The organism is Streptomyces sp. NPDC004752 (genome assembly GCF_053601275.1).
In genome coordinates this window covers 1-19,193 of the sequence record NZ_JBSGBN010000167.1, presented here as the reverse complement: position 1 = coordinate 19,193, position 19,193 = coordinate 1, and the positions used below count along the sequence as shown (strand labels likewise).

Below are 19,193 nucleotides of genomic sequence, written 5' to 3'. Positions count from 1 at the left end.
GGCCGCGGCGGGCGCCGCGCTCGTCCTCGCCGCCTGCGGCAGCGGCGGCGACGGCGGCAGTGGCCACTCGGGCCATGGCGCCGTGCCGTCCGTGCGCGCGGACGCCACCGCCGTATCGCACAACGCCCAGGACATCGCCTTCGCACAGGGCATGATTCCGCACCACGAGCAGGCCCTCGACATGGCCCGGCTCGCCGCCGACCGGGCCTCCTCCGGCCAGGTCAAGGGCCTCGCCACCCGCATCGAGAAGGCGCAGGACCCGGAGATCACCACGATGACCGGCTGGCTCAAGGCGTGGGGCGAGAAGATGCCCACGGCGGGCATGGACCACACCGGTCACTCCGGCATGGCCGGGATGATGGACGACCAGGACATGACGGCGCTGAAGAAGGCCACCGGGAAGGACTTCGACACGAAGTTCCTGACCATGATGGTCGAGCATCACAAGGGCGCCGTCGAGATGGCCACGACCGAGAAGTCCAAGGGCGCCTACGGTCCGGCCGAGCGCCTGGCCGACGCCGTCGTGACCGCGCAGAACGCCGAGATCGAGGAGATGCGGCAACTGCTCGGCCAGGACTGACCGCCGACCGTCCCCGCCTGACCGTCCCTGCCCGGCGCGGCCGGGCGGGGACGGCCGCGCCTCAGACCAGCACCTTCCGCAACGCCCCGAGTGCGGACCGCAGTTCATCGGCGGTGATCGTCAACGGCGGCGCCAGCCGGATCGTGGACCCATGGGTGTCCTTGACCAGGACCCCCTCCCGCATCAGCCGCTCGCCGACCTCGCGGCCGGTGCCGATCGCCGGGTCGATGTCCACGCCCGCCCACAGCCCGCGCGAACGGAAGCCGACCACACCCTGGCCCACCAGCTCCGTCAGCCCATCCCGCAGGACCACGCCCAGGTCGGCTGCCCGGCGCTGGAACTCGCCCGTCTCCAGCAGGTCCACCACCGCCGTGCCGACCGCCGCCGCCAGCGGGTTCCCGCCGAACGTCGAACCGTGCTCGCCCGGCCGCAGCACACCCAGCACCTCGCGGCGGGCCACCACGGCGGAGACCGGCACGATGCCGCCGCCCAGCGCCTTGCCGAGCAGCACCACGTCGGGCACGGCGGACTCGTGCTCCACGGCGAGGGTGTGGCCGGTGCGGCCCAGGCCCGACTGGATCTCGTCCGCGACGAACAGACAGCCCGCGCTCCGGGTCAGCTCGCGCACTCCGGTGAGGTAGCCGTCGTCCGGGATGACGACCCCGGCCTCGCCCTGGATCGGCTCGATCAGCACCGCCGCCGTCGTCTCGTCGACCGCCGCCTCCAGCGCGGCCAGGTCGTTGTACGGCACGATCCGGAAGCCCGGGGTGAACGGGCCGAAGCCGGTCCGCGCCGACTCGTCCGTCGAGAAGCCGACGATCGTGGTCGTACGGCCGTGGAAGTTCTCCGCCGCGACCACGATCGTGGCTCGGTCGGCGGGGACGCCCTTGACTTCGTACGCCCACTTCCGGGCGACCTTGATGCCGCTCTCCACCGCCTCGGCGCCGGTGTTCATCGGCAGCACCATGTCGTGCCCGGTCAACTGGGCCAGGCGCGCGGCGAATCCGGCGAGCCGGTCGTGGTGGAAGGCGCGTGAGGTGAGGGTCAGCCGGTCGAGCTGACGGTGGGCGGCCTCGATCAACGCCGGGTGGCGGTGGCCGAAGTTGAGCGCCGAGTAGCCGGCCAGCATGTCGAGATAGGGGCGGCCCTCGACGTCCTCCACCCAGACGCCCTCGGCACGGGCCACGACCACGGGCAGCGGGTGGTAGTTGTGCGCGAGGACCGGCTCCTCCGCACGGATGAGGTCGGCGGACGTACGCGTGCGTGCGGGCGCTGTCATGAACGGATCTCCTGGGTGCAGCACTTGATGCCACCGCCGGCCTTGTGGAACTCCGACAGGTCGACGGGGACGGGGACATAGCCGTGGTCGGCGAGGCGCGCCGCGAGGGCCTCGGCCCGCGGCGCGATGAAGACATGGCGCCCGTCGGACACGGAGTTCAGGCCGAACGCCATCGCGTCGTCGCGGGTCGCGAGCACCGCGTCCGGGTACAGCCGCGCCAGCACCTCGCGGCTCCCGGGTGAGAATGCCTCCGGGAAGTAGGCGATGGTGTGGTCGTCCAGGACGAACAGCGCCGTGTCCAGGTGGTAGAAGTACGGGTCCACCAGGGTCAGGCTGATCACCGGCAGGCCGAAGAACTCCTGCGCCTCCCGGTGGGCGTCGCGGGTCGTGCGGAAGCCGGTGCCGGCGAGCAGATACCGGCCCGTCGGGATCAGGTCGCCCTCGCCCTCGCACACCGACTCGGGGCGGTACACCTGGTAGCCCGCCGTCTTGAACCACAGGTCGTAGTGGATCGACTCGGGGCGCCGCTGGTGCGCGTGGAAGAGGGAGCCGAAGACCCGACCGCCGACGACGACCGCCGAGTTCGCGGCGAAGACCATGTCCGGCAGGCCGGGGACGGGGGCCACGCTGTCGACCGTGTGCCCGTGGGCGAGGTAGGCGCGGATCAGCGACTGCCACTGCTCCTGGGCCAGGTCGACATCGACCCTGGTGTCGGGATGCATCCAGGGATTGATCGCGTACTGCACGGCGAAGTGTCTGGGTTCGCAGACGAGGAAGCGCCGAAGGCGCGGCACACGGCTGTCGGGCACAGAGGTTTTCCTCCGCTTTCCTGCGTGTCGACTGAGGGTTGACACCACGGTAGGAAGTGACGGAGACGGCGGACAAGAAAGGAGAGCTGCGTGTGCGCGCAGGAATGCTGCGTTGTGCTCGGTGAAGAAGCAGCAGCGCTGCGCGTGTCCGGGTTTAGAGCTCCGAACAGAGTGAGAGTCCGATCAGCGTGCGTGCCAGGCGTCGCACGCCGGGTGCCCATGCTGTTCGGAGCTCTTACTCCGGCGCGACCTGGGTGGCGGCGGCCTCCGGGCTCTCCGGCAGCAGATGGGACAGCACCATCACGCTGATCGTCTTCCGGATGAACGGCTCCACCCGGATCCGCTCCAGCACCTCCTCGAAGTGCCCGACGTCCCGCGCCCGCACATGCAGCAGCGCGTCCGCGCCGCCCGTCACCGTCATCGCGGCCGTGATCTCCGGATGGTTGCGCACCACCTCGGCCAGCCGCCGCGGCGGCGCCGCACCCTCGCAGTACACCTCGACATACGCCTCCGTGCGCCAGCCCAGTGCCGACGGCTTCACGGTGGCCGTGAACCCGGTGATCACACCCGTCTCGCGCAGCCGGTCCACGCGCCGCTTGACCGCGGTGGCCGACAGCCCGACCGCCGAGCCGATCTCGGCGAAGCTGCTCCTGGCGTTCGCCACGAGCGCGGTGACGATCTTCCGGTCGAGTTCGTCGAACGGGGCGGTCCTGCTGTTCATGCGGGCACTGTATCCAGCGGGAACGACCACGCCCGGCACATGTCCACCCGAACGGATTCCACCTACACTCCACCTTCATGCTGCGCGCCCTCGCCGTCGACGACGAACGCCCCTCGCTGGAGGAACTCCGCTACCTCCTGCACGCCGATCCACGCATCGGCAGCGTCGAGGGGGCCGGCGACGCCACCGAGGCACTGCGCCGGATCACCCGTGCGCTGGAGTCCGGACCGGACGGGCCCGACGCCATCGACGTCGTCTTCCTCGACGTGCAGATGCCCGGTCTCGACGGTCTGGAGATGGCCCGGCTGCTCACCGGCTTCACGCATCCGCCGCTGGTCGTGTTCGTCACCGCGCACGAGGACTTCGCGGTGCGCGCCTTCGACCTCAAGGCCGTCGACTATGTCCTCAAACCGGTCCGCAAGGAGCGGCTCGCCGAGGCCGTGCGCCGGGTCGCCGAAGCGCGCGGCGCCCCCCGCATCCCGGTGCACGAACCCGACCCGGACCACCTGCCCGTCGAACTCGGCGGGGTGACCCGCTTCATCGCCGTCGACGACATCACCCATGTCGAGGCCCGGGGGGACTACGCCCGGCTGCACACCGACCGCGGCAGCCATCTCGTCCGCATCCCGCTGTCCACCCTGGAGGACCGCTGGCGCTCCCGGGGCTTCGTCCGCATCCACCGCCGCCACCTCGTCGCGCTGAGCCACATCGGCGAACTCCGGCTGGACGCGGGCACCGTGAGCGTCCTGGTCGGCGGCGCGGAACTCCAGGTCAGCCGACGCCACGCCCGCGAACTGCGGGACCTGCTGCTGCGCCGCACCGGCGGATAGCGGAGGCCGCGATGGAGCCCACCGAACGCCGGGTCGTCGTCACCGGACCGCCCCGCCGTGCCCGCCGTACCCCCGGCCACCACCGGCCGCGCACCGAGATCGACGAGCAGACCACCCTCGGCCACACCTATGTCCGCTCCCTGATGCGCACCCAACTGCGCGCCGCCCTGGCCGTGTTCGCGGTCCTGGTGCTGCTGGTCGGCCCGCTGCCCCTGGTGTTCGCGGCGGCCCCGCAATCCCGCCGCCCGGCCTGGCTGGTGCTCGGCTTCGGCCTGTACGCGCCGCTCGTGCTGCTCGCCCGCTGGTACGTGCGCCGTGCCGAGCGCAACGAGCGCGACCTGGTGCGCCTCGTCGAGGATCGCTGAGACGGGGATCGCAGACCACCGTGAACTCCAGCTACGCGGTCACCGCCGTCGCCCTCGTCGTCGTGGCCACCGTCCTGGTCGGCGCCTTTGGCCTGCGGGTCTCGCGCACCACCTCCGACTTCTACGTCGCCTCGCGCACCGTCGGCCCCCGCCTCAATGCCGCCGCCATCAGCGGCGAATACCTGTCCGCCGCCTCTTTCCTCGGCATCGCAGGACTGGTCCTGGTGCAGGGCCCGGACATGCTCTGGTACCCGGTGGGCTACACGGCGGGCTATCTGGTGCTGCTCCTGTTCGTCGCCGCCCCGTTGCGCCGCTCCGGCGCCTACACGCTGCCCGATTTCGCCGAGGCCCGGCTCGCCTCGCAGGGGGTGCGCCGGCTCGCCGGTGCCTTCGTCGTCGGTGTCGGCTGGCTGTATCTGCTGCCCCAACTGCAGGGCGCCGGGCTCACCCTGGCGGTGCTCACCGACGCGTCCGACCCGCTCGGCGGGATCATCGTGGCCGTGGTCGTGGTGGCGACGGTCGCGGCCGGCGGCATGCGCAGCATCACCTTCGTGCAGGCGTTCCAGTACTGGCTCAAGCTCACCGCTCTGCTCGTCCCCGCCCTGTTCCTGGTCCTCGCCTGGCAGGGCGACGGCGCCCCCCGGCCCGCCTTCGACGAGCCGGCCACCTTCCGGGAACAGCGTTCCGTACGCGTCAAGGACACCCTCGACCTGCGGCTCGACCGGCCGCTGACGGTCACCGTGAGCGGCACGGTCGACGGCCGACGGCACGACACCGACCGGGTCGCGCTGTCCGCCGGCCCGCACCGCTTCGAGCGCGGCACCCGGCTGGCCTTCGAGCCCGGCGACCCGGTGCCGACCGCCGTCCACGGCGCCGGCGGCGGCATGTCCAGCTCACTCGCCACGGGACGCGAGGAACGCCCGCTGTACGCCACGTACGGGCTCATCCTCGCCACCTTCCTCGGCACCATGGGCCTGCCGCACGTCGTCGTCCGCTTCTACACCAGCCCGCACGGGGTCGCCGCCCGCCGCACCACCGTCGCCGTCCTCGCCCTGATCGGCGGCTTCTACCTGCTGCCGCCCGTGTACGGCGCGCTGGGCCGCCTCTACGCCCCCGAACTCACCCTCACCGGCGACGCGGACGCCGCGGTCCTGCTGCTGCCCGGCCGGATGATCGGCGGGCTGGGCGGCGACCTGCTCGGCTCGCTGGTGGCGGGCGGTGCCTTCGCCGCGTTCCTGTCCACCGCGTCGGGACTGACCATGGCCGTGGCGGGCGTGCTCACCCAGGACGTGCTGCCGTCCCGCGGAGTGCGGCACTTCAGGCTCGGGACGGTCCTCGCCATGGCGGTGCCGCTGGCGGCGAGCATGCTGGTCGGCGGGCTGCCGGTCGCCGACGCGGTGGGACTCGCCTTCGCCGTCTCGGCCTCGTCGTTCTGCCCGCTGCTCGTCCTCGGCATCTGGTGGCGGCGGCTGACTCCGCCCGGGGCCGCCGCGGGCATGCTGGTGGGCGGCGGTTCCGCGTTCGCCGCGGTGGCCGCGACCATGGCCGGCCTGCCCGGCACCGGTTCCCTGCACGCCCTGCTCGCCTGGCCCGCGCTGTGGTCGGTGCCGCTCGGCTTCCTCACCATGACGCTGGTGTCGCTGGCCACCGCGGCCCGGGTGCCGCCCGGTACGGCGGCCATCCTCGCGCGGTTCCATCTGCCGGAGGAACTGCACACGGAGGCCAAGGCGTGAACCGGCACCACACCCACGTCCCCGCCCCGCCGTCGGAGGTACGGCCATGACCGGTTTCCTCGCGGGCCTGTGCGTCGCCGTCCTCCCGCTGCTCACCGCCGGCTTCTGGCTCGGCCGGCGCACCGCACGCCCGGAGCGCCTCGGCGACCTCGGCACCCCCGTCGAGCACGCCACCTTCCAGACCCTGCACACCGCCTCGCTCGCCGCGCCCCCGCTGCGCGCGGGCCTCACCGAGGAGACCGCGCGCAAGTCGGCGCGCAGGCTGCGCACGCTGCTCGGCACCGGCGCCCTGTGCCTGACCGACCAGCAGGAGGTCCTGGTCTGGGACGGGGTGGGCGGCCACCACCGAGGGGAGATCCTCAAGCGGCTGGCCGGGCCGCTGGAGACCGGCCGCGGCGAGGCGTTCCCGCTGTCCTGCGCGCTGCCCGACTGCCCGGCCCGCTGGGCCGTGGTGGCGCCGCTCACCGTCGACGACCGGGTGCACGGCGCGCTGGTCGCCTGTGCGCCGCGGGAGTCGGCCGTGCTGGTCCGGGCGGCGGGCGAGGTGGCCCGCTGGGTCAGCGTGCAACTGGAGCTGGCCGATCTCGACCGGTCCCGCACCCGGCTCATCGAGGCCGAGATCAAGGCCCTGCGCGCCCAGATCTCCCCGCACTTCATCTTCAACTCGCTTGCGGTGATCGCCTCGTTCGTCCGCACCGATCCCGAGCGCGCCCGCGAACTGCTGCTGGAGTTCGCCGACTTCACCCGCTACTCGTTCCGCAGGCACGGCGACTTCACCACCCTCGCCGACGAACTGCACGCCATCGACCAGTATCTGGCGCTGGTCCGGGCCCGGTTCGGCGACCGGCTCACCGTGACCCTGCAGATCGCCCCCGAGGTGCTGCCGGTCGCGCTGCCGTTCCTGTGCCTGCAACCCCTTGTCGAGAATGCCGTGAAGCACGGCCTGGAGGGCAAGGCGGGTGCCTGCCACATCCGGATCACCGCCCAGGACGCGGGTGCCGAGGCGCTGGTCGTCATCGAGGACGACGGCGTGGGCATGGACCCCGAGGAGCTGCGCCGGATCCTCGCCGGTGAGATCGGCCCCTCGGGCGGCATCGGCCTGTCCAACGTCGACGACCGGTTCCGCCAGGTCTACGGCGACGACCACGGCCTGGTCATCGAGACCGCGGTCGGGGCGGGCATGAAGATCACGGCCAGGGTGCCGAAGTACCGGCCGGGGGTGCACTCGGCGGCGCGGCTCACGGCCGAGTGAACCCGGCCCGTGGCTCAGAGCTCCGAACGGAATGGGCGCCCGGCGTGCGACGCCTGGCACGCACTCCCCCAGCCTTCGGCCGGGAGGTGCCCCCACGCGGCGTTGCCGAAACGCCCTGGTAGCTCCGCTACGAGGACCTTCCGGCGTCTTGCGATCGCACGCACCAGACGCCGCACGCTGATCGGACTCCCAATCTGTTCGGAGCTCTCAGTCGTTCTGGGTCACGATCATGGCCAGGGTGAGCAGACCCAGCACGACCCAGCCGAACCACAGCCAGCCGTTGCTGCCGAGCGCCACCGAGTAGGCCGTCACCACGACGAGTCCGCCGACGGTGAGCACCCCCATCGCCTTCGTGGAAGCGGGCGTAGAACCGGGCATCGCGACACCCTCCTCGTGGTCCGTTCCCTCCATGGTGCCCCGTACCCCGGGGAAACGGATCCGCCCGGTGCGGCCCGACCGGAAAGAGGTCCTGGCGGGCGGCCCGGCGCGGTGTCAGCCCTGGCGGGCGTTGAGCGAGGCCAGATAGGCGTTGTATGCCTCCAGCTCCTTGTCGCCGTCCCGGTCGGCGGCCCGGTCCTTGCGCTTCGCCTGCCGCTGCTCGGAGCCGTACCACTGGAACAGCAGGGCGATCAGCACCAGCACCGAGGGGATCTCGCTGAACGCCCAGGCGATGCCGCCCGCGGCGCTCTGGTCGGCGAGCGCGTCGATACCGAGCGAGGCCGGCGGGTTGCGGAACGTGTCGACCATCGGCGTGGAGCCCATCATCAGCGCGATGCCGAAGAACGCGTGGAACGGCATGCCCGCGAACAGCTCCAGCATCCGCATCAGGTGCCCGGGCCGGTGCGGGCCGGGGTCGACGCCGATGATGGGCCAGAAGAACACCACGCCCACGGCGAGGAAGTGCATCATCATCGCGATGTGCCCGGTCTTCGACCCCATCAGGAAGTCGAACAGCGGGGTGAAGTACAGCGCGTACAGGCTGGCGACGAACATCGGGATGGTGAACGCGGGGTGCGTGATGATCCGCATGTAGTGGCTGTGCAGCAGCACCAGCAGCAGCTCGCGCGGACCCTTGCGGCCCCGGGCCGCGACCGGCAGCGCGCGCAGCGCCAGCGTGACCGGGGCGCCGAGCAGGATGAGGATCGGCGACAGCATGCTGATGACCATGTGCTGCACCATGTGCACGCTGAACATGACCATGCCGTAGTCGTTCAGCTTTGTGCACATCACCAGCATGATGGTCAGCACACCGAGGACGAACGACACGGTCCGTGCGACGGGCCACGCGTCACCGCGCCGCCGCAGCCGTACGACACCCCACGCGTACAGCCCGAGCCCCAGCAGACAGGCGACGAGAAAGAACGGATCCGCCGACCATCCGAGCCCTCGTCCGAGGGTGAACGGCGGCAGATCCATGGTCATGCCATGCCCGCTGTGATCCATTCCGCAGGCTCCTGTTTCACGGGGGTTCTACGCTGTCTGTCCCCAGACACCCTAGAACCGCCCCACCCACCTTCCACGACCGGGGTCAGACCAGACGCCCCGCCGGCGACGCGGAGAACTGCGCGATCAACCACATCCCACGGCGCCCCCGCCAGGGGCGCGGGGAACTGCGCGATCAACCACATCTCACCCGCACCCAACAACGAATCAAGATCCCCTACGGCGCTTGGTCAGGGGCGCGGGGAACTGCGCGAAAAGCCACACCCCACCCGCACCCGACAACGAAACAGCTCCCCAACGGCGCCCCACTAAAGAACGCACTCCGCTTCGTCGTACCGCTCCGCCGGCACCGTCTTCAGCGTCTCCACGGCCTCGGCCAACGGCACGGTCACGATGTCGGTGCCGCGCAGCGCCGTCATCCTCCCGAACTCCCCGCGGTGCACGGCCTCCACCGCGTGCCACCCGAACCGCGTCGCCAGCACCCGGTCGTACGCCGTCGGCGTCCCACCGCGCTGCACATGCCCGAGGATGACCGGACGGGCCTCCTTGCCCAGCCGCTCCTCCAGTTCCAGAGAGAGCTGCCGGGCGATACCGGCGAACCGCTCATGGCCGTACACGTCCCGGCCGCCCTCGTCGAAGTCCATGGTGCCGGCCTTCGGCTTGGCACCCTCCGCGGCGACCACGATCGCGAACCGCTTGCCCGCCTCGAAGCGCTCGCCGACTCTTCGCGCCAACTCCTCGATGTCGAAAGGGCGTTCCGGTACGACGATGGCGTGTGCGCCCGCCGCCATGCCGGAGTGCAGCGCGATCCAGCCGGTGTGCCGGCCCATGACCTCCACGACGAGCACGCGCTGATGGGACTCGGCGGTGGTCTTCAGCCGGTCGAGGGCCTCGGTCGCGACACCCACGGCCGTATCGAAACCGAAGGTGACGTCCGTGACAGCGATGTCGTTGTCGATGGTCTTCGGCACGCCCACGATGGGCAGGCCGCTGTCCGAGAGCAGCCGGGCCGCCTTCAGCGTGCCCTCGCCGCCGATCGGGATGATCGCGTCCAGGCCGAGCTGCGCGACATGGCCGCGGGCCCGCTCCACCCCGTCCCGCAGATGGGACGGCTGGACCCGGGAGGAACCGAGGATGGTGCCGCCACGGGCGAGGATGCCGCCGACGGCGTCGAGGTCGAGCTTGAGGTAGTCGCACTCCAGCAGGCCCTTCCAGCCGTCCCGGAAGCCGATGACCTCGTCGCCGTGGTCGACAACGGCACGGTGCACGACGGACCGGATGACGGCGTTCAGGCCGGGGCAGTCGCCGCCGGACGTGAGGACACCAATGCGCATAGCCCGAAATACCTTCTCGATGTGGGCCGGGGGCCGGACCGCGCTGTCCGGCTCGATCCCGGCCACCCTACCGGCGTGAGGGGGTCGCTCCCCAGCGCGCGTCCGCCTGCTGGACGCGCCCGCACATGTGAGCGGACGGGCTGTCAACAGCGCCCCGAAGGGGCGCGGGGAACTGCGCGACCAGCCACAACGCACCCGCAGCCGCGCAACGACGCTCCCACCCCCCCCGCCGGAGCGAATCGCTCACGCCGGCGCAGCGCTCACGCGGGCTGCTGTGCCGCGCTGATCCGCTCGGAGCGCAGCGCCTCGTACCAGCGGTCGTCGACCGGCGGCAGCGCGTTCACGTCGAGCGCCAGCTTCAGCATCAGATCCGCGATCAGCGGGTTACGGGCGAGAACGGGCCCGTGCATGTACGTGCCGAAGACGGTGTCGTTGAACGCGCCCTCCGTACCGTCCCCGGTGCCGTTGCCGCGGCCCAGCCGGACCTGGGCGAAGGGGCGGGCCGTGGGGCCGAGATGGGTGACGCCCTGGTGGTTCTCGAAGCCGGTCAGCTGCGGCAGGCCCAGGCGCGGGTCGATGTCCGCGAGGACGTCGCCGACGCACCGTTCGCCCTCACCGCGCACCGAGACCACGTCGAGCAGGCCGAGGCCGGGCTCGCGCTGCCCGAGGTCGTTGATGAACTCGTGGCCGAGGATCTGGTAGCCCGCGCACACCGAGAAGACGATCGCGCCGTTCTCCACCGCCTTGTGCAGGCCCCCGTCGCGGCGCAGCCGCTCCGCCGCGAGCCGCTGCGGCCGATCCTCGCCGCCGCCGATCAGATAGATGTCGCCGGAGGTCGGGATCGGCTGGTCGCTGCGCACGTCGAGCCGGGCCACGTCGAGTCCGCGCTGCCGGGCCCGGCGCTCCACGACGAGTGCGTTGCCCTGGTCGCCGTAGGTGCTCAGCAGGTCCGGGTAGATCCACACCAGACGCAGGCTGTTGTCGCTCATGAGGTGATCGTCCTTTGTGTCGGGTGTGCCGTCTGTGTCGGGTGTGCCGTCAGTTTCCGACGCGGCGGCGCAGGTCCTGGAACGCGGTGTAGTTCGCGATGACCTCGATGCGGCCCGGCGGGGACTGCTGGACGGCCTGGTCGAGGTTCTCGCAGACCTGGAACTGCTGGTTCGCCACCTCCAGACGTACCGCGAGGTCCAGTTTCCGGTCGCCGATGACGGCGATCGGGTGGCCGGTCAGACGGGTGTAGTCGACATCCCACAGCCAGGAGGTGTCGGTGCCGTCGGCGCCGCGCGCGTTCACGGAGAGGATCACCGGGGTGGGCGGCGGATCGATCAGGGAGAACGTCTCCAGCCAGCCCGCCGGGTTCTTCGCCAGCAGCAGCCGCAGGTCCCGGCCCAGGAACTGGACGATGTCATAGCGCCCGGCGACGGCCTGCACCTGGTACATGCGCTCCAGGGCGACCTGCGGCGGCACGCCGAAGACGGCGGCGACGGCCGCGGAGCTGGCGGCGTTGGCCTTGTTGGCGCGGCCCGGCAGCTGGAGGTGGATCGGCCAGGCGGAGCCGTGCGGGTCGAGGACGTGGTCGCCGGACAGTGCCCAGCTCGGCGTCGGCCGGCGGAAACCGCACTCGCCGCAGTACCAGTCGTCGCCGGGGCGCTGCATCACACCGCCGCAGGACGGGCAGGACCAGGCGTCGTCCTTCCACATCTGGCCGGCCGCGACCCAGATCACATTGGGCGAGGAGGAGGCGGCCCACACCACCAGCGGGTCGTCGCAGTTGGCGACGACGACGGCCTTGGAACCGGCGAGGCCCTCGCGCCAGTGCTCGGCGAGCATCCGGGTCTCGGCGGCCCGGTCGAGCTGGTCGCGGGAGAGGTTCAGCAGCGCGATGCACTTCGGGTCGGTGTCCCGGGCCACGCCCGCCAGATATTTCTCGTCGACCTCGATCACGCCGTAGCGCGCGTCCGAACGGCCCGCGAGGGCCGAGGTGATACCGGCCGGCATATTGGCGCCGAGCGCGTTGGAGACGACCTGACCCGCGGCGCGCAGCGCCTCGGCGATGAGCCGGGTGGTGGTGGTCTTGCCGTTGGTCGCCGACACCAGGACGACGTCCAGGTTCTGAGCGAGCCGGGCGAGGAGATCGGGGTCGAGTTTCAGTGCGACCCGGCCGCCGATCACCGATCCGCTGCCGCGCCCGGCGGCGCGCGACGCCGCCGCGACCGCCTTGCCCGCGGTCACGGCCAGCTTGGCCCGCGGCGTGAGCGGGTCCGAGTTGCCTGCCATCAGTTCTCGATCCTCCTTGCGTACGCGCCGCGCCTGAGCCATCCGGCAACGTGGTGTGGACGTCAGCCTATCGAGATCCGTTCGCACACCCGAATCCCGGCCCACGCCTGCGCGGCGGGGTGTGGGCCGAGGGAACCGTACCCTTGCGGCCATGCGAAACGGTTCGATTCGGGGTGCCCGCGGGCGGGTACGGCCTCTCATCCTGCACGGCGACCCGGCGCTGCACACCCGCTGCGCGGTGGTGACCGACTTCGGCGCGGAGCTGGCGGAGTTGGTGGAGGACCTGTTCGCGACGATGTACGCGGCCCGCGGGGTGGGGCTCGCCGCGAACCAGGTCGGCGTGCCGTTGCGGGTGTTCGTCTACGACTGCCCCGACGACGAGGACGTGCGCCACCTGGGGCACGTGGTCAACCCGCGGCTGGTGGAGGCGGACGGGGTGGTGGTGCGCGGCCCGGAGGGCTGTCTGTCGCTGCCGGGTCTTGAGGCGGCGACGGAGCGCTACGACCACGCGGTCGTCGAGGGGTTCTCGGCGGTCGGCGAGCCGGTCGCCGTGCACGGCACGGGGTTCTTCGCCCGGTGTCTGCAGCACGAGTGGGACCACCTGGAGGGCGGGGTGTACGCGGACCGGGTCAGGGGCTGGCGCCGTACACGTCTGATGCGGCAGGTGAGCCGGGCCCCGTGGCATCGGTGAACCGCCCGCCCACCCCGCACGCGTCTACGCCCAGGATGCAGGTGCGGGGCACCCTGGGCCGCCGCGCGGCCCGGCGCGGCGGAGGGCGCCGCCGCGGGCCGTGGGCCCGGTGATCGTCCTCGTGTACGCGGTGACCGGCGCGCGGCGGCGCACCGTCCGCGGCCCGTAGCCCCGTTCTCCGTGGGTTCCGTGGGTTCCGTGCGTTCCCCGTGTTCCGTCCGGGCCGGTGCTCAGAACCGCGGGCCACCCAGCCTGTCGCCCGCGGCGGCCAGCCGGCCCCACAGCAGATCGGCCAGGCTCTTCACCAACTCCGCGCGCGAGCAGGGGCGTTCGCCGAGCCACCAGTCGCCTGCCGCGTGCATCATGCCGACGATCCCGTGTCCCCACACCAGGGCCAGCTGCTGGGTGCCCGGCCCCAGGTCCAGCCGGTCCTCGATGACCTTGGCCAGCTCCTCGCCCATCCGCCGCAGCAGCGGGGCGCTGTGCCTGCCGACATCGAAACCCTGATCGCTCTGCGAGCCCTCCGCCGGATGCATGAGGAAGCGATACACCTGCGGCCGGGCCTCGATCGCGGCGAGATAGGTGTCCAGGGTGGACTCGACCCGCTCCCGCCGCTCCGCCGGGGCGTCCAGTGCCGCCCGCAGTGAATCGAGGAGGGCGTCCGTGTGCCGCTTGGCCAAGGCCGCGTAAAGGCCGCCCTTGTCGCCGAAGTGGCGATACAGGATCGGCTTGGTGATGCCGGCCTCCGCGGCGATCGCGTTCATCGAGGCATGCGGGCCGTCACGCAGCACCACCCTGTCCGCGGCCTCCAGCAGCTCGCGCCGTCGGCGGTCGGCGGACCGCTGTTGGCCGGTCCGCTGCGTGGTGTCCATGTGATCTCCCCACCCGTGCTGTTTCGGTGACGCCTGCGCAAACTAACACTGCCGCCGCCCCTGGCATCGAACGGGAGGGCGACGGGCCGACGTGAGTTGACTTTTCCTACCGGCCAGTAACAGACTCGCGTTACCGCAAGTAATATGCACGTGCCGCCGCTGGAGGGGACATGGCCGAGTTCACCATGGAGCTCAACGACGAACAGAAGGAGGTCAAGGAGTGGCTGCACGGCTTCGCCGCCGGCGTCATCCGCCCCGCGGCCGCCGAATGGGACGAGCGTGAGGAGACTCCCTGGCCGGTCATCAAGGAGGCGGCCAAGGTCGGCATCTACTCCCTCGATTTCTATGCCCAGCAGTACTTCGACCCCACCGGCCTCGGCATCCCGATGACCATGGAGGAGCTGTTCTGGGGCGACGCGGGCATCGCCCTGTCCATCGTCGGCACCGGCCTCGCGGCCGTGGGCGTCCTGGCCAACGGCACCGAGGAGCAGATCGGCACCTGGATCCCGCAGATGTACGGCGATGCGACCGACGTCAAGGTCGCGGCCTTCTGCTCCTCCGAGCCCGACGCCGGCTCCGATGTGGCCTCGATGCGTACCCGTGCCGTGTACGACGAGGCCAAGGACGAGTGGGTGCTCAACGGCACGAAGACCTGGGCGACGAACGGCGGCATCGCGAACGTCCATGTCGTGGTGGCCCAGGCCGACCCGGAGCTGGGCTCCAAGGGGCATGCCTCGTTCATCGTCCCGCCCGGCACCCGGGGGCTCACCCAGGGACAGAAGTTCAAGAAGCACGGCATCCGCGCCTCGCACACCGCCGAGGTCGTCCTGGACGACGTCCGGGTGCCCGGCGCGTGCCTGCTCGGCGGCAAGGAGAAGCTGGACCAGCGGCTGGCCCGGGCCCGGGAGCGGGCCCGGACGGGCGGCGAGCGGGTGAAGAACGCGGCGATGGCCACGTTCGAGGCGTCCCGCCCTGCGGTCGGCGCGATGGCCGTGGGCACCGCCCGGGCCGCCTACGAGGTGGCCCTCGACTACGCCAGGACGCGGGAGCAGTTCGGCCGGCCGATCATCGACAACCAGGGGGTCGCCTTCCAGCTCGCGGACATGCGCACCCAGATCGACGCGGCCCGGCTGCTGGTGTGGCGGGCGTCCTGGATGGCCGTGGGCGGCAGGCCGTTCACCGCGGCCGAGGGCTCGATGTCCAAGCTGTTCGCCAGCGAGACCGCGAAGCAGGTCACCGCCCAGGCGATCCAGATCCTGGGCGGCAACGGATACACCCGCGAGTACCCGGTGGAGCGGATGCACAGGGACGCCGCCATCTACACGATCTTCGAAGGCACCAGCGAGATCCAGCGCCTGGTGATAGCCCGCACCCTGTCGGGCCTACCGATCCGCTGACGGCACAGGGCGCCACGGCGTCCCGCGTGTGCCTCGGGCCGGATGGCGCGGGCAGCGCCCCGCGGGGTGCGCGACCGGGGGTCGGGGGCCGTCCGCGTACCGCGTGCACCCAGGCGATCTCGTCGGCACGGTGACCGGGCGTGATCCGGCTGTCCGGTGGCTCGGGGTGATGGCGGCGGTGGCAGTCCGCAGGGGCGTCGTGGTGTCCCGTGTGTGTCTTGGGCCGGGTGGGCCTGGTGGGCCGGTGGCAGCGTGCCGGGTGCTGCGTGATCTCGGGTCGCGGGGCGTCCTCGCAGCGCGCGCACGTGGGTGATCTCGTCGGCGTGGTGACCGTGCATGCCTGTTGTCACGGCGCACCCGGGCGGTTGCCGCGCGTCCGGTGATGGCCGGGCCCCGCAGTCCCGCGTGCGGTGCCACCCCCGACGGACCCCGCCCGGGGACGGGCCGTCCCGCGCGGGGCGCGGCGGGTTCCCGGCGGGGTCCGTGGGCGACGCCGGCGGCCCGGGGGGTCGGCCCCCCGAGCGATGCCATGGCGATCCTCACGGTCAGTCGTGTCGTAGCGGGGTCAGCTGTTGGATGTCGTAGCGCTTGCGCAGCGCCTCGATAGCGTCGTGGTCCGGCGGACCCCCGTCGCCCAGGATCTCCAGCAACTCCTCGAAGTACCGCTCGTGATCGGGCGGGGGAGACGCCTGGAAGAACATCTTCGCGGGGGAGTCCGTCGGATTGGCGAAGGCGTGCGGGCAGCCGGGCGGCACCACGATGAGGGTGCCGGGCGTCGCCCGCACCACCTTGTTGCCGGTCGGCGACTCCCACCTGCGCCAGTTGTCGGGCGTACGGACACGCGGTTCAAAGGCCAGTACGTCCAGCTCGCCCTCCAGCACGTAGAACAACTCCTCGCTGCGCGTGTGCACATGGGCGCCCACGTCGAACCCGGGCGGGACCTCCACCTCGAAGGTGGAGGACGTCCGCGAGTGCGTGCCGGTCACCTTGAACGTCACACGCTGGGCCGGCGCCTGCACGATGCGCCCGTGCCCCGGTGGTACGAGCAGCCCCTCCGTCGCGCTCATCGTCACCTCACCACGTCACGGGCAGAGTCTCGGGCCCGCGGATCAACGCGCCCTTCCGGAACGGAACCTCGTCCGGCGGCACCGCGAGCCGCATCCCCGGCACCCGGTCCAGCAGGGCGTCCACCAGGAGCTCCGACTCCAGCCGGGCCAGCATGCCGCCGGGGCAGTAGTGCGGGCCGAAGCCGAACGCCAGATGCGGGTTGGGGCTGCGGTCGAAGTCGATGGTCTCCGGGTCGGGGAAGACCTCCGGGTCACGGTTGGCGGCCAGGTACGACACATAGACCGGGTCGCCGGCCCGGATCCGCACGCCGCCGATCTCGACGTCCGCGAGGGCGATCCGGGACAGCCCGACCGCGTTGCGGTGCGGGATGTACCGCAGCAGCTCGTCGATGGCCCGGGGCCTGATCTCCGGCTCGGTGCGCAGCCGTTCGACCAGATCGGGGCGGGTCATCAGGAGGTAGAGCAGCTGCCCGCTGTTGTTGGTGACCGCCTCGCCGCCGATCTGCAGGAGGACGGCCAGCCCGACCGCCTCCTCCAGCGTCACCTCGCCGCGGCCCACGGCGCCGCCGAGCAGCGAGGCGACATCCTCGGCCGTACTGTCCAGGCGCACCCCGATGAGATCCGCGAAGTATCCGTACATCTCGTCCCTGGCCTGCTCGCTGACCCGCTTGCCGTGCGCGGAGGACAGGATCTGCTGCGTCCAGGTGTGCATGTCCTGCCGGTCCGCGACCGGAACGCCCATCAGTTCGCAGATCACGGCGAGGGGGAACGGGCCGAGGACCGTGGCGGTCAGATCGGCCGGCGGGCCGGTCCGCAGCAGCCCGTCGACCAGCTCGTCCAGCAGGGCGCGGGCCTTGTCGCGGACCCGCTCCACGCCCTTCGCGGTGAACGCGGCGGCGACCGAGCGGCGCAGCCGGGTGTGGTCGGGCGGGTCGAGGAAGCCGACCGCGCCGCGGGGCGGGATGAAGTGCGGGGCCAGCCGGGTGACCTGCTGGTCCATGACCGCCTCGCGGCCGAACCGGGGGTCGTCGGCCACCGCTCGCACGTCCTCGTACCGGGTGACCAGCCAGGCCCAGCCCTCGCCGTCCGGCAGTCGGATCCGGCTGACCGGGCCCTCCCGCATCAGCTCGCTGAGCACCGGGTCGAAGTCGACCCCGGTCAGCTCGGGCGCCGGCCAGCTCCGCACCGTCGGCGCGGCCCCGGCGAGTGTCTCTTCCGTCATGGCGTCGCTCAGTCCCTCCGCACCCAGCTGCCCACGGTCATCTCGGCGGTGATGCCGGGCCCGAAGCCGGCGAGCAGCCCGCGCGCACCGTCCTCGGCGCCGCCCTCGTCGAAGAGCCGGCGCAGCGCGTCCAGCACCACGGCACTGGCGATGTTGCCGTACTCGGTCAGCGTGGACCGGCTGAACCGGAACGCGTGCGGCTCGACCTTCAGGAACTTGCTGAGGTCGTCGAGAATTCGGGGCCCGCCCGCGTGGATGACGTAGAAGTCCAGTGCGGACGCGTTCCAGCCATGGGTGCCCGCGAGGTCGTGGAGCGCCGGGGCGAGCGGCTCCATCGTGGTGGGCACCCGCTTGTCCAGCAGGAAGTGGAAGCCCGTCGCACGGACGTCGTAGGCGATCCAGTCCTCGGTCTTCGGGATCAGATAGGACCCGTTGCGTTCCAGCTGCACGCCGGTGCCGCCCTGACCGCGCACCACGGCCGCGGCGATGCCGTCGCCGAACAGGCCGTTGGAGAGCAGCGAGCCGACACCGATGTCGGTGGGCTGGTAGCACAGCGAGCAGAACTCACAGGCCACGATGAGCGCGTTGGCGTCGGGGTAGGCCGTGCAGAAGTCGTGGGCCCGGTTGATGGCCGCGCCGCCGGCCGCGCAGCCCAGCTGGGCGATCGGCAGCTGCCGGGTGGTGCTCGGGAAGTCCATCTCGTTGATCAGCCACGCGGTCAGCGACGGCATCATGAAGCCCGTGCACGACACGTAGAGGATGACATCGATGTCAGAGGTCAGGAGTTCGGCGTCGTCGAGCGCCCGCTGGATCACCGCGGGCACCCGGGCCTTCGCCTCCGCCTCGTAGAGCTTGTTGCGTTCCTCGAAACCGGGGTGCTTCAGGGTCTCCTCGATGGGCTGCACGATGTGCCGGGTGCGTACGCCCGTGTTCTCGATCAGTCGGAGGGCCAGCGGGAGCTGCGGATGGTCCGCGTGACGTTCACGCGCCAGCTCCAGCGTCTGCTCCATCGTGATCACGTTCTCTGGTACGGACACCGAGGGTCTGCACAAAGTCGCCATGAGCCGTCCCTGCTTTCGCCGTCCGGGGGTCTTCGCCCACCGGTGAGAAGGTGGTGCAACCAGGTTCACCCGACGGGACGATGATCTCTCGCCGGGTTACTCCGAACCGGGGACGACGGGGAGTGACCGGACACCGGATCCCGATGCCCCGACGGGGGCCGTGATGCCGCCAACGGCCAGGGAATCACTGGCTTCCACGGCCTCACGGCCCGCCCCGGACCCGGGGGCGGAGTCCGCTCGTCCCGGTGATCGCCGAGGGC

19 protein-coding genes are annotated in these 19,193 nt (G+C 71.5%); 7 read left to right on the top strand and 12 right to left on the bottom strand.

The window, feature by feature from the left end; genetic code table 11:
* A partial coding sequence (locus tag ACWEKM_RS41255) for a DUF305 domain-containing protein (protein WP_451626434.1) occupies window positions 1-580 on the top strand: 580 nt, incomplete at its 5' end.
* A gap of 61 nt (window positions 581-641) precedes the next feature.
* Here ACWEKM_RS41255 and rocD read toward each other — a convergent pair.
* From rocD to ACWEKM_RS41240, 3 genes are all read right to left on the bottom strand, one after another.
* Entirely contained in the window at window positions 642-1,859 is a 1,218-nt protein-coding gene (gene rocD / locus ACWEKM_RS41250) for an ornithine--oxo-acid transaminase (RefSeq protein WP_451626433.1), read from the bottom strand.
* The gene (gene ddaH, locus ACWEKM_RS41245) at window positions 1,856-2,668 is read right to left on the bottom strand and encodes a dimethylargininase (RefSeq protein ID WP_451626432.1); all 813 of its coding nucleotides are present in this window, start codon (window positions 2,666-2,668) and stop codon (window positions 1,856-1,858) included. Before ddaH ends, rocD begins: the two co-directional genes overlap by 4 nt.
* A 235-nt stretch (window positions 2,669-2,903) precedes the next feature.
* Window positions 2,904-3,389: an Lrp/AsnC family transcriptional regulator gene (locus ACWEKM_RS41240; protein ID WP_451626431.1), complete on the bottom strand. Its 486-nt coding sequence runs from the start codon at window positions 3,387-3,389 to the stop codon at window positions 2,904-2,906.
* 77 nt (window positions 3,390-3,466) lie between these two features.
* Here ACWEKM_RS41240 and ACWEKM_RS41235 point away from each other — a divergent pair, with 77 nt between their 5' ends.
* From ACWEKM_RS41235 to ACWEKM_RS41220, 4 genes are read left to right on the top strand one after another with little or no spacing between them, the layout of a single operon-like run.
* The gene (locus ACWEKM_RS41235; RefSeq protein ID WP_451626430.1) at window positions 3,467-4,219 is read left to right on the top strand and encodes a LytR/AlgR family response regulator transcription factor; all 753 of its coding nucleotides are present in this window, start codon (window positions 3,467-3,469) and stop codon (window positions 4,217-4,219) included.
* Window positions 4,220-4,230: 11 nt separating this feature from the next.
* Window positions 4,231-4,584, top strand: coding sequence for a hypothetical protein (locus ACWEKM_RS41230; RefSeq protein ID WP_451626429.1), 354 nt, complete (start codon window positions 4,231-4,233; stop codon window positions 4,582-4,584).
* 20 nt (window positions 4,585-4,604) lie between these two features.
* Window positions 4,605-6,317 carry a sodium/solute symporter gene (locus ACWEKM_RS41225; RefSeq protein WP_451626428.1) on the top strand — a complete coding sequence of 571 codons (1,713 nt, stop codon included), beginning with the start codon at window positions 4,605-4,607 and terminating at the stop codon, window positions 6,315-6,317.
* A 46-nt stretch (window positions 6,318-6,363) separates the two neighbouring features.
* Window positions 6,364-7,569: a sensor histidine kinase gene (locus ACWEKM_RS41220; protein ID WP_451626427.1), complete on the top strand. Its 1,206-nt coding sequence runs from the start codon at window positions 6,364-6,366 to the stop codon at window positions 7,567-7,569.
* 207 nt (window positions 7,570-7,776) lie between these two features.
* On the opposite strand, the gene ACWEKM_RS41215 is transcribed toward ACWEKM_RS41220, so the two are convergent.
* The 5 genes from ACWEKM_RS41215 to ACWEKM_RS41195 all read right to left on the bottom strand — a co-directional run bounded on the left by ACWEKM_RS41215 (window position 7,777) and on the right by ACWEKM_RS41195 (window position 12,623).
* Complete coding sequence (locus ACWEKM_RS41215; protein WP_451626435.1) at window positions 7,777-7,980, bottom strand: hypothetical protein; 204 nt, start codon at window positions 7,978-7,980, stop codon at window positions 7,777-7,779.
* A gap of 81 nt (window positions 7,981-8,061) precedes the next feature.
* Complete coding sequence (locus ACWEKM_RS41210) at window positions 8,062-9,012, bottom strand: cytochrome c oxidase assembly protein (RefSeq protein ID WP_451626426.1); 951 nt, start codon at window positions 9,010-9,012, stop codon at window positions 8,062-8,064.
* 308 nt (window positions 9,013-9,320) lie between these two features.
* The gene (locus tag ACWEKM_RS41205; RefSeq protein WP_451626425.1) at window positions 9,321-10,346 is read right to left on the bottom strand and encodes a 6-phosphofructokinase; all 1,026 of its coding nucleotides are present in this window, start codon (window positions 10,344-10,346) and stop codon (window positions 9,321-9,323) included.
* 260 nt (window positions 10,347-10,606) lie between these two features.
* The gene (locus ACWEKM_RS41200) at window positions 10,607-11,335 is read right to left on the bottom strand and encodes a type 1 glutamine amidotransferase (RefSeq protein WP_451626424.1); all 729 of its coding nucleotides are present in this window, start codon (window positions 11,333-11,335) and stop codon (window positions 10,607-10,609) included.
* A gap of 49 nt (window positions 11,336-11,384) precedes the next feature.
* Window positions 11,385-12,623 (bottom strand): MurT ligase domain-containing protein, encoded by a 1,239-nt coding sequence (locus ACWEKM_RS41195; RefSeq protein ID WP_451626423.1) that lies wholly within the window; start codon window positions 12,621-12,623, stop codon window positions 11,385-11,387.
* Between the two features lie 151 nt (window positions 12,624-12,774).
* On the opposite strand from ACWEKM_RS41195, the gene def reads away from it, so the two are divergent.
* Window positions 12,775-13,314 (top strand): peptide deformylase, encoded by a 540-nt coding sequence (def, locus tag ACWEKM_RS41190; RefSeq protein ID WP_451626422.1) that lies wholly within the window; start codon window positions 12,775-12,777, stop codon window positions 13,312-13,314.
* Between the two features lie 230 nt (window positions 13,315-13,544).
* Here def and ACWEKM_RS41185 read toward each other — a convergent pair whose 3' ends face one another.
* A complete protein-coding gene (locus tag ACWEKM_RS41185) occupies window positions 13,545-14,186 on the bottom strand; it encodes a TetR family transcriptional regulator (protein ID WP_451626421.1) in 642 nt (213 codons plus the stop codon).
* A gap of 170 nt (window positions 14,187-14,356) precedes the next feature.
* Between ACWEKM_RS41185 and ACWEKM_RS41180 the strand changes: the two genes are divergently transcribed.
* Complete coding sequence (locus ACWEKM_RS41180; protein ID WP_451626420.1) at window positions 14,357-15,583, top strand: acyl-CoA dehydrogenase family protein; 1,227 nt, start codon at window positions 14,357-14,359, stop codon at window positions 15,581-15,583.
* A gap of 545 nt (window positions 15,584-16,128) precedes the next feature.
* Here ACWEKM_RS41180 and ACWEKM_RS41175 read toward each other — a convergent pair.
* The 3 genes from ACWEKM_RS41175 to ACWEKM_RS41165 are packed head-to-tail and all read right to left on the bottom strand — an operon-like array spanning window position 16,129 to window position 18,933.
* Complete coding sequence (locus ACWEKM_RS41175; protein WP_451626419.1) at window positions 16,129-16,650, bottom strand: cupin domain-containing protein; 522 nt, start codon at window positions 16,648-16,650, stop codon at window positions 16,129-16,131.
* 7 nt (window positions 16,651-16,657) lie between these two features.
* The gene (locus ACWEKM_RS41170) at window positions 16,658-17,872 is read right to left on the bottom strand and encodes a cytochrome P450 (RefSeq protein WP_451626418.1); all 1,215 of its coding nucleotides are present in this window, start codon (window positions 17,870-17,872) and stop codon (window positions 16,658-16,660) included.
* Window positions 17,873-17,880: 8 nt separating this feature from the next.
* On the bottom strand, window positions 17,881-18,933 hold the full coding sequence (locus ACWEKM_RS41165; protein ID WP_451626417.1) for a type III polyketide synthase: 1,053 nt from the start codon (window positions 18,931-18,933) through the stop codon (window positions 17,881-17,883).
* Between the last annotated feature and the right edge of the window lie 260 nt (window positions 18,934-19,193).

Bases quoted from the DNA above. Each gene is read 5' to 3' on its own strand.
- ACWEKM_RS41200 (WP_451626424.1), bottom strand. From the start codon at position 11,335: ATGAGCGACAACAGCCTGCGTCTGGTGTGGATCTACCCGGACCTGCTG.
- ACWEKM_RS41235 (WP_451626430.1), top strand. From the start codon at position 3,467: ATGCTGCGCGCCCTCGCCGTCGACGACGAACGCCCCTCGCTGGAGGAA.
- ACWEKM_RS41220 (WP_451626427.1), top strand. From the start codon at position 6,364: ATGACCGGTTTCCTCGCGGGCCTGTGCGTCGCCGTCCTCCCGCTGCTC.
- ACWEKM_RS41230 (WP_451626429.1), top strand. From the start codon at position 4,231: ATGGAGCCCACCGAACGCCGGGTCGTCGTCACCGGACCGCCCCGCCGT.
- ACWEKM_RS41205 (WP_451626425.1), bottom strand. From the start codon at position 10,346: ATGCGCATTGGTGTCCTCACGTCCGGCGGCGACTGCCCCGGCCTGAAC.
- ACWEKM_RS41195 (WP_451626423.1), bottom strand. From the start codon at position 12,623: ATGGCAGGCAACTCGGACCCGCTCACGCCGCGGGCCAAGCTGGCCGTG.
- rocD (WP_451626433.1), bottom strand. From the start codon at position 1,859: ATGACAGCGCCCGCACGCACGCGTACGTCCGCCGACCTCATCCGTGCG.
- ACWEKM_RS41170 (WP_451626418.1), bottom strand. From the start codon at position 17,872: ATGACGGAAGAGACACTCGCCGGGGCCGCGCCGACGGTGCGGAGCTGG.
- ACWEKM_RS41210 (WP_451626426.1), bottom strand. From the start codon at position 9,012: ATGGATCACAGCGGGCATGGCATGACCATGGATCTGCCGCCGTTCACC.
- ACWEKM_RS41215 (WP_451626435.1), bottom strand. From the start codon at position 7,980: ATGGAGGGAACGGACCACGAGGAGGGTGTCGCGATGCCCGGTTCTACG.
- ACWEKM_RS41165 (WP_451626417.1), bottom strand. From the start codon at position 18,933: ATGGCGACTTTGTGCAGACCCTCGGTGTCCGTACCAGAGAACGTGATC.
- ACWEKM_RS41185 (WP_451626421.1), bottom strand. From the start codon at position 14,186: ATGGACACCACGCAGCGGACCGGCCAACAGCGGTCCGCCGACCGCCGA.
- ACWEKM_RS41240 (WP_451626431.1), bottom strand. From the start codon at position 3,389: ATGAACAGCAGGACCGCCCCGTTCGACGAACTCGACCGGAAGATCGTC.
- ACWEKM_RS41180 (WP_451626420.1), top strand. From the start codon at position 14,357: ATGGCCGAGTTCACCATGGAGCTCAACGACGAACAGAAGGAGGTCAAG.
- def (WP_451626422.1), top strand. From the start codon at position 12,775: ATGCGAAACGGTTCGATTCGGGGTGCCCGCGGGCGGGTACGGCCTCTC.
- ACWEKM_RS41175 (WP_451626419.1), bottom strand. From the start codon at position 16,650: ATGAGCGCGACGGAGGGGCTGCTCGTACCACCGGGGCACGGGCGCATC.